Source organism: Mesorhizobium sp. WSM4817 (assembly GCF_055811135.1).
Genome location: NZ_JBVVQQ010000013.1, coordinates 189,569 through 196,718, shown reverse-complemented (window position 1 = coordinate 196,718; position 7,150 = coordinate 189,569). Strand labels below are relative to the sequence as shown.

Here is a 7,150-nt window from a genome sequence, read left to right as displayed (position 1 = left end):
CGCAGGCCGTATGTTTTCACCCACGGGCCCCCCCCCCCGCCTAACCCTACAACCCCTAAAATCGGGGGGTGCTATGGCACAACCGGGGTGACGGCGTGGCCATTGCCCGCGCCCGGGGGGCCGGGGGCGTCGACGCCCAGCACGGCAGTGCTGCCGTCGGGATGGTTGCCGGCGACCTCTTCGGCCGAGACATCGACCGGCACGGTCGCGTTGCGCGTTCCGACGTCGACGCGGGCGACAGCAGCACCGGTGGCTGCGACCGCATCGGCCAGAAAGGCGAGTTCCTCACCCTTGGTGTCGGCGGTGCCCACCACATAGACGCGCTTCATTGCGTTTCCCCAGGTTCGAGGCGCACTCGGCGTTGCTGCCGGCCGCTCTTTTGCCCCGGCCGTTCGGCAGCGCGAAAGGCCATTGCAATTTTTTGAGACGTGCGTATCATATTGACATGAATGTCTCACGTCAACCAGCGGCAGTGCCCGACGATGCCGGTTCTGGAGCGGCGCGCGGGCCGCGCGCCCGCACAAGGCGGTTGATGCTGGAGACGGCGACAAGGCTGATGCAGGCGGGCGCCACGCCCTCGGTCAGCGAGGTCGCCGAAGCGGCGGAAGTCTCCCGCGCCACCGCGTATCGGTACTTTCCAAGCCAGGCGGCGCTGGTGCAGGCGGTGGTCGACGAAGGGCTGGGGCCGATCCTCACCTGGAAATCGACCTCGGCCGATCCCGAGCGCCGCGTCGTCGAACTGTTCGACACGGCCATGCCACGCATCGAAGCCTTCGAGGCGACGTTCAAGGCGGCGCTGAAGCTGTCGCTCGACCAGTGGGCGCGGCGGCAGGCCGGCACACTCGACGGCGAGCCGGCCTTCACGCGCGGCCATCGCATCGATCTGCTCAAGGACGCGATCGCACCGCTCAAGCACCGGCTGCCGCCTCGCGAATTCAACCGCCTGGCACAGGCCCTGTCGCTGATATTCGGCGTCGAAGTGCTGATCGTGCTGAAGGATATATGGGGGCTGGACAGCCGCAAGATGATGTCGGTAGCGCAATGGGCAGCCGGCGCCCTGGTGCGGGCTGCAGTGATGGAATCGATGGCTGGAGGAAACAGACGTGCGCCGGCGACAGCTGCGGAATAGTATGGATCTGGTTCGACCAGATGGGGATGCCTCCTACTGACAATAGTCGGGGTTTCGTCGCGCGAACAAGGGCCTTGCGTATCAACGAGTAGGAAAATTTAAGAAAAACAGACAGATGTTGCTGGAATCTGCTTGTCTGAGGCCCTGCCATCGTCCAAGAAAGAGCTTGACGTGCGTCCGAAATTGGTAATACCAGATCAGGACAATATAGCGGGTCAAAAGTGAGGCTGCGATCCATTTCCGGTTGGGCGAGGAGGCTCAAAAACCGGAACGGCGCCATCACGGAAGGAACTACCAGGGCCGGCCTCGCCGCCGGCTCGGATGATACGGTAGAATGCGCACAAGGGAGGAAATCATCATGCGCAAGACAATGACCAGCATGCTTGCTGGTATCGGCTTAGTGCTCGCCTGCGGAACGTCCGTCTACGCGCAGGATAAGGAACTCACCATATTCTGGGCTGAATGGGATCCGGCGAACTATTTGCAGGAACTGGTCAACCTTTACGAGGCCGAGAGCGGCGTGAAGGTCACGGTCGAGACGACGCCGTGGGGGGATTTCCAGACCAAGGCGTTCACCGAATTCAACGCCAAGGGCAGCGCCTACGACATGGTCGTCGGCGATTCCCAGTGGATCGGCGCCGCCTCCGAGGCCGGTCACTATGTCGACCTCACTGACTTCTTCAACAAGCACAATCTGAAGGAAGTGATGGCGCCGGCGACGGTGAAATACTACGCCGAATATCCATCCAACTCCGGCAAATACTGGTCGATTCCGGCCGAGGGCGACGCGGTCGGCTGGTCCTATCGCAAGGACTGGTTCGAAGATCCGAAGGAGATGGAGGCCTTCAAAGCCAAGTACGGCTACGATCTCGGCGTGCCGAAGGACTGGAAGCAGCTACGCGACATCGCCGAATTCTTCCACCGTCCCGACGAGAAGCGCTACGGCGTCGCCATCTATACCGATAACTCCTACGACGCTCTGGTGATGGGCGTCGAGAACGCCATCTTCTCCTTCGGCGGCGAGCTTGGCGACTATGCCACTTACAAGGTCGACGGGATCATCAACTCCGAGCAGAACGTCAAGGCGCTCGAGGCCTACAAGGAGCTCTATTCCTTCACCCCTCCTGGTTGGGCCAAGAGCTTCTTCATCGAGGACAACCAGGCGATCACCGAGAACCTGGCGGCGATGAGTATGAACTACTTCGCTTTCTTCCCGGCGCTCATCAACGAAGCCTCCAACCCGAATGCCAAGGCCACCGGCTTCTTCGCCAACCCTCCTGGACCGAACGGCGATCAGTTCGCCGCGCTCGGCGGCCAGGGCATCTCCGTCGTCTCCTATTCGCAGAATCAGGAAGAGGCGATGAAGTTCCTGGAATGGTTCATTAAGGACGAGACGCAGAAGAAATGGGCGGAACTCGGCGGTTACACGGCAAGTGCCAAAGTGCTCGAGTCGCCTGAATTCCAGAACGCCACGCCATACAACAAGGCCTTCTACGAAACCATGTTCAAGGTGAAGGACTTCTGGGCGACGCCGGAATATGCCGAGCTGCTCATCCAGATGAACCAACGCGTCTATCCCTACATCACCGGCAATCAGGGCACGGCCAAGGAAGTGCTCGATGCGCTCGCCGCGGATTGGAACGCGACGTTCAAGAAATACAACCGCGTGAAGTAAACGGCACTAACGCTCGGAGGGGGCGGGAGCCGCCCCTTCCGTTTTCTTTTCCGGACAAGGAAGGAACGGGCCTTGGCCACTGCAGTCATGACCACGCTGGATCCCAACTCGCGCTCCGCCGCCCGCGGCATGAGCGACCTTACGATCCGCAATCTCTTCATCATTCCGACGATCGTTTTCCTGATCGTCTTCAACATCTTTCCACTGCTCTATTCGCTTGGCTATTCGTTCACCGACTTTCGCGCGTCGAGCCCCGCGGCGGCCAATTTCGTCGGACTGCAGAATTACCGCGAGCTGCTCAACGACCCGTTCATTTGGTCGAATTTCGCCATCACCGCCAAATATGTCATCGTCTCCGTGGTCGGCCAAGTCATCGTCGGCTTCGGCGTGGCGTTGCTGCTCAATCGCGATATCCCGTTGAAGGGCCTGCTGACGACACTGCTGCTGTTGCCAATGATGCTGTCGATGGCTGTCGTCGGCCTGTTCTGGAAACTGCTCTACGATCCGTCCTTTGGCATCATCAACTATACGCTTGGCCTCGGCTCCTTCGAGTGGCTGTCCAACCCCGACATGGCGCTCTACGCGGTTGCCATCACCGACATCTGGATGTGGTCGCCCTTCGTCATGCTGCTGTCGCTTGCCGGCCTGTCTGCAGTGCCGAAGCACCTCTACGAAGCGGCCGCGATCGACCGCGCCGGGTCGTTCTATACCTTCTTTCGCATTACCCTGCCCCTGGTCGCGCCGATCCTGATGATCGCGATCATCTTTCGCACCATGGAGGCGTTCAAGACATTCGATCTCGCCTACATCCTGACCAGCCAGCCGACCACCGAGGTGATCTCGATCCGGCTCTACAAGATGGCGTTCCAGGAATGGCAGACCGGGCGCTCCTGCGCGCTCGCCTACATCGTGCTGATCATGATCCTGGCGATCACCAACATCTACGTCAAATACCTGAACAAGGTGAAGGAGCGCTAACATGGCCGCTGTCACCACCTCTGCCGAGCGTTCGCTCAACAAGCTCGCCATCGTCGGCGTGCTGATCGTCACGATCATCTTCCTGGCGCCGATCTACTGGATAGCCTCGACGGCGTTCAAGCCGCGCAACCTCGCCACCACCATCCCGCCGACGGTGGTCTTCCAGCCGGAGATATCGCCCTTCGTCAAGCTGTTCACCAAGCGCTCGCAACTGCGCACAGCGCCGACGCCGGAACAATATGCCGCCGCCCCGTGGTGGGAGCGGCTGGTGTTTGACGGCGGCGAGAAGGTGGTGCGCTCGGGCAGGGGCGAGGTGCAGTGGTCCGGCTATCCGAGCCGCTTCATGAATTCGCTGATCGTCGCCATCACCTCGACGATCCTCGCCGTCGGCATGGGCACCTTCACGGCTTACGGGTTCTCGCGCTTCAAGATAAAGGGGGAACAGGACCTGCTCTTCTTCATCCTGTCGACGCGCATGCTGCCGCCGGTGGTAGTGGCGATCCCGATGTTCCTGATGTACCGGGTCGTCGGCCTCAACGACACGCATTGGGGCCTGATCATCCTCTACACCGCCTTCAACCTCAGCTTCTCCGTATGGCTGATGAAGGGGTTCATGGACGAAATTCCGAAGGAGTATGAGGAGGCGGCGCTCGTCGACGGCTATACGCGCATGGAGGCCTTCTTCAAGATCGTGCTGCCGGAAGCGGCCACCGGCATCGCCGCCACCGCCGTGTTCTGCTTCATCACCGCGTGGAACGAATATGCCTTCGCGCTGATCATGACCAACCGCCGCGCCCAGACGGCGCCGCCGTTCATTCCAAGCCAGGTCGGTTCCGGCCTGCCCGACTGGACGGTCATCGCCGCCGGCACCTTCCTGTTCCTGCTGCCGGTCGCCATCTTCACCTTCCTGTTGCGCAACCACCTCCTGCGCGGCATGTCCTTCGGAGCGATCCGCAAATGATCCGCCATGCTACAATCCAGCGCACAGCCGAGATCGTGATGGTGCTCGGCATCATCGCGCTCTGCCAGCCGTGGAACCTCTTTCTGCACCGCTACGGGCTGACGATCATCATTGTCGGGCTGCTGACGTTCATGATCACGGGCTGGGTCGGTCCAAGGCAGGAGCCGAAGGCGACCGGCGCACCGGAAAAAGAAGGTCAGGCATGACCCAGATCGAGCTTCGTGGCGTCCAGAAATTCTTTGGCGCCGTCCAGGTCATCAAGGACCTCAATCTCAAGATCGACGACAACGAGTTCATCGTGCTGCTCGGCCAGTCGGGCTGCGGCAAGACGACGACGCTTCGCGCAATCGCCGGGCTGGAGACGATCGACGGCGGCGATGTCCTCATCGACGGCAAGCCGGTCCAGCATCTCAAGGCTGCCGACCGCGACATCGCCATGGTTTTCCAGTCGTTCTCGCTCTATCCGCATATGAGCGTCTACGAGAACATCGCTTTTCCGTTGCGGGCCATGCGCAAGAGCAAGGCGGAGATCGACGGCGAGGTGCGCTCGGTCGCCAAAGTGCTGCAGATCAACGATCTGCTCGGCAAGAAGCCGTCGGCGCTGTCGGGTGGCGACATGCAGCGCGTAGCAATCGGCCGGGCGCTGGTGCGGCGGCCGAAGGCGATGCTGATGGACGAGCCGATCGGCGCGCTCGACGCCAAGCTGCGTGAGGAGATGCGCGCGGAGATCAAGCGGCTGCACATCAAGCAGGGCTCGACCACCATCTACGTCACCCACGACCAGATCGAGGCGATGAGCCTTGCCGACCGCATCGTCATTATGCATGAGGGCGTTCTGCAGCAGGTGGGCAGCCCATCGGAAGTGTATAAGCACCCGGCCAATCTGTTCGTCGCGCAATTCGTTGGCTCGCCGGTGATGAACGTTGCCAATGCGGCGGTGACGATGAACGGCTCCGGCGCCAGGGTCACCGTCGATGGGGCCGCGGAAGGGTTCGTTTTCCCGGCCGAACTGGTCGGCCAGCTTGACGCCGCGAACGTCGGGCAGGACCGCCTTGCGCTCGGCATCCGCCCCGAAGGCGTGATGGTCTCGCGCGAGCCGGCGGACGGTTATCTGCCGGTCGAGGCGCACATCATCGAACCGCTTGGCTCCTACGACATCGTCGACCTCAAGGTCGGGGCACAGATGTTGCGCGCCCGGACCCGTTCCGGTTTCGTCGGCAAGCCGGGAGTCCAGGTTTTCGCAAAGCTCGACCCGGCGCAGGCGCATTTCTTCGACACGGCAAGCGGCAATTCGCTGGGGGTGAGACTCTGATGGCCCATATCCAGCTCAAGAACATCTCGAAGACATTCGGCAATCACACCGCATTGACCGGGCTCAATCTCGATATTGCCGACGGCGAGTTCTTCGTCCTGCTCGGCGAGACCGGCGCCGGCAAGACGACGACGCTGCGCATGATCGCCGGCCTGGAAAAGCCGGACGAGGGGCAGATACTCATCGACGGCGCCGATGTCGCTGACTGGGGTGCGGCCGAGCGCGACGTGGCGCTGGTGCTGCAGCAATACTCGCTCTATCCGCGCTACACGGTGCGCGAGAATCTCGAATTCCCGCTGAAGCCGAAAATCCGCCGCATCGAGCCTGACGAGATCAAGACGCGCGTCGACCGCGTTGCCAAGACGTTGCGTATCGAGCATCTGCTCGACCGCAAGACGGATCGCCTCTCTGGCGGCGAGATGCAGCGCGTCTCGATTGGTCGCGCCATCGTCAGGAAGCCGCGCGTATTCCTGATGGATGAGCCGTTGTCGGCACTCGATGCCAAGCTGCGCGAGGCGCTGCGCACCGAGCTGAAGAACATCCAGATGAACCTTGGCCAGACCTTCCTGTTCGTCACGCACGATCAGATCGAGGCGATGTCGATGGGCGACAAGGTTGGCGTGCTCAACCATGGCCGTATCGTCCAGACCGGCACGCCGTACGAGATCTACAACAATCCGCGCGACACATATGTGGCGAGTTTCGTCGGCTCGCCGCCGATGAACCTCATCGACGGCAAGCTCGTCGACGGCCGCGCGGTGATGGCGCCGCTGAATTTCGAACTGCCTTTTGCGGGGGGGGCCAGGACGAGCGCTTCGACCGACGGTCGCCCGCTCGTCTTCGGTATTCGTCCCGAGGATGTCTATCTCGAGAGCGGGGCACCGGTGGAAGCGCGCGTCCACGATGTCGAGAACCATGGCGTCGAAAAGATCCTGACGCTGCGGGTCGGCGACGCCATGCTGCGGGCCACGGTGCCGGCCAGAACCGATGTCGAGATCGAGCAGCCGGTGCGCTTTGCCTGGGATCCAGACAAGGTGGTGCTGTTCGACAAGGGTACCGGGATAAGCCTTCGTCACGCAGGCTAAGGCGCGTCTA

General features: G+C 61.7%; 8 protein-coding genes. 7 read left to right on the top strand and 1 reads right to left on the bottom strand.

Features of this window, described 5'->3' with window-relative positions; translation table 11 throughout:
* Window positions 1–71 precede the first annotated feature (71 nt).
* Window positions 72–329: a Tm-1-like ATP-binding domain-containing protein gene (locus tag AC0L2K_RS19400; protein WP_473532074.1), complete on the bottom strand. Its 258-nt coding sequence runs from the start codon at window positions 327–329 to the stop codon at window positions 72–74.
* Between the two features lie 116 nt (window positions 330–445).
* On the opposite strand from AC0L2K_RS19400, the gene AC0L2K_RS19395 reads away from it, so the two are divergent.
* The 7 genes from AC0L2K_RS19395 (at window position 446) to AC0L2K_RS19365 (ending at window position 7,140) form a co-directional block, all read left to right on the top strand.
* On the top strand, window positions 446–1,129 hold the full coding sequence (locus tag AC0L2K_RS19395) for a TetR/AcrR family transcriptional regulator (RefSeq protein ID WP_287230205.1): 684 nt from the start codon (window positions 446–448) through the stop codon (window positions 1,127–1,129).
* A 358-nt stretch (window positions 1,130–1,487) separates the two neighbouring features.
* The gene (locus tag AC0L2K_RS19390) at window positions 1,488–2,804 is read left to right on the top strand and encodes an extracellular solute-binding protein (protein ID WP_091595650.1); all 1,317 of its coding nucleotides are present in this window, start codon (window positions 1,488–1,490) and stop codon (window positions 2,802–2,804) included.
* 72 nt (window positions 2,805–2,876) lie between these two features.
* Window positions 2,877–3,782, top strand: a complete 906-nt coding sequence (locus tag AC0L2K_RS19385; RefSeq protein ID WP_027153143.1) for a carbohydrate ABC transporter permease — start codon at window positions 2,877–2,879, stop codon at window positions 3,780–3,782.
* Between the two features lies 1 nt (window position 3,783).
* Window positions 3,784–4,743 (top strand): carbohydrate ABC transporter permease, encoded by a 960-nt coding sequence (locus AC0L2K_RS19380; RefSeq protein WP_027153142.1) that lies wholly within the window; start codon window positions 3,784–3,786, stop codon window positions 4,741–4,743.
* Window positions 4,740–4,949 (top strand): hypothetical protein, encoded by a 210-nt coding sequence (locus AC0L2K_RS19375; protein WP_287230204.1) that lies wholly within the window; start codon window positions 4,740–4,742, stop codon window positions 4,947–4,949. Before AC0L2K_RS19380 ends, AC0L2K_RS19375 begins: the two co-directional genes overlap by 4 nt.
* Window positions 4,946–6,055, top strand: coding sequence for an ABC transporter ATP-binding protein (locus AC0L2K_RS19370; RefSeq protein ID WP_287230203.1), 1,110 nt, complete (start codon window positions 4,946–4,948; stop codon window positions 6,053–6,055). Before AC0L2K_RS19375 ends, AC0L2K_RS19370 begins: the two co-directional genes overlap by 4 nt.
* Window positions 6,055–7,140, top strand: coding sequence for an ABC transporter ATP-binding protein (locus tag AC0L2K_RS19365; RefSeq protein ID WP_128248230.1), 1,086 nt, complete (start codon window positions 6,055–6,057; stop codon window positions 7,138–7,140). Before AC0L2K_RS19370 ends, AC0L2K_RS19365 begins: the two co-directional genes overlap by 1 nt.
* Window positions 7,141–7,150: the final 10 nt, after the last annotated feature.